This is a genomic window from Streptomyces sp. DvalAA-14 (assembly GCF_900091855.1).
Taxonomy (GTDB): domain Bacteria; phylum Actinomycetota; class Actinomycetes; order Streptomycetales; family Streptomycetaceae; genus Actinacidiphila.
In genome coordinates, this window is the sequence record NZ_FMCH01000060.1 from 1 (window position 1) to 1,141 (window position 1,141).

The 1,141-nt window shown below is 70.9% G+C and carries 2 protein-coding genes; one reads left to right on the forward strand and one right to left on the reverse strand.

Going from position 1 to position 1,141, the window contains the following annotated elements; all coding sequences use genetic code 11:
* Positions 1-19: 19 nt before the first annotated feature.
* Positions 20-643, reverse strand: a complete 624-nt coding sequence (locus GA0115240_RS02735) for a TetR/AcrR family transcriptional regulator (protein ID WP_093735039.1) — start codon at positions 641-643, stop codon at positions 20-22.
* Between the two features lie 127 nt (positions 644-770).
* On the opposite strand from GA0115240_RS02735, the gene GA0115240_RS02740 reads away from it, so the two are divergent.
* On the forward strand, positions 771-1,141 hold a 371-nt coding region (locus GA0115240_RS02740), incomplete at its 3' end, for an MFS transporter (protein ID WP_141708697.1).

The following is a 1,141-nucleotide window of genomic DNA, read 5'->3' on the forward strand; positions in this document are numbered from 1 at the left end:
GCCGGACCGGGCCATGGCGCTAGGCCTGCTGCCCGGACCGGGCGGCCGCCGCCGCGGGCGTGGCCGGCACGGCGACCGCGCACCCGGCCGCCGGAGCCGCGGCCGCCCGGGTCCGGATCCCGTCGATCATCACCGCGAGCAGGCGGCCGAACAGCCCCTGGTCCTCGGTGTTCTTCTCCGCGGTCACCACGATCGCGTAGGTCAGCTTCAGCAGGTCGCCGATGGTCACATCGGTCCTGATCGTCCCGGCCTGCTGGGCCCGCCACAGCAGTGAGCCGCCGGTGGTCGGCATCTTCGTCCGGCAGGCCGGCATCTTCGCGTCCGTGGCCACCATGATCGCCGCGGCCAGCCCGCGGTAGACCGTGGAGTGCGCCGCCACCGCGTGCAGCCAGGTGATGAGGGCTTCGGCCGCGTCGTCCTCGGTGAGCAGTTCGCGGCCCCGGGCGGCGAGCGCCTCCACCTCCTCCTCGAACACGGCGTTCATCAGGGCGTACCGGTCGGGGAAGTGGCGGTAGAGGGTGCCGACACCGACTCCGGCGTGGCGGGCGATGTCCTCCAGCGCGACCTCGGTCCCGTGCGTGATGAACGCCTGCCGGGCCTCGCCGAGCAGTTTGTCGTAGTTGCGCTGCGCGTCCGCCCGCATGCCGTCCTGCCTCCTGAAGTGGCTGTCTCCGCCGGGTTTCCCGAACCGATGGTAGAACCGGAGGTTCCCTCCGTATAGTTAGCGGAGGCGACCTCCGCTTACCGCTTCCGCTGGAGGCTTATTTCCCATGTCCAGCCCCACCACGCGTGATCTGACCTCGACCGACACCTCCGGCCTGCCGTCCCCTGCCCGCAGGCATCCATTCTTGGCCCTCGCGGCCATTATCGGCACCCAGTTGATGCTGCTGCTCGACGCCACCGTGGTGAACGTGGCGCTGCCCAAACTCAGCCTCGACCTCGGCTTCACGCCCACCGGCATGTCCTGGGTGCTCAACGTCTACACGCTCGCCTTCGGCGGACTGCTGCTGCTCGGCAGCCGGATCGGCGACCTGATCGGCCGCCGTACCGCGCTGGTCTGGGGCGTGGCCGCTTTCACCCTGGCATCGGTGGCGGGCGGCCTGGCCACCGGCGCCACCGTGCTGCTGATCGCCCGCGGACT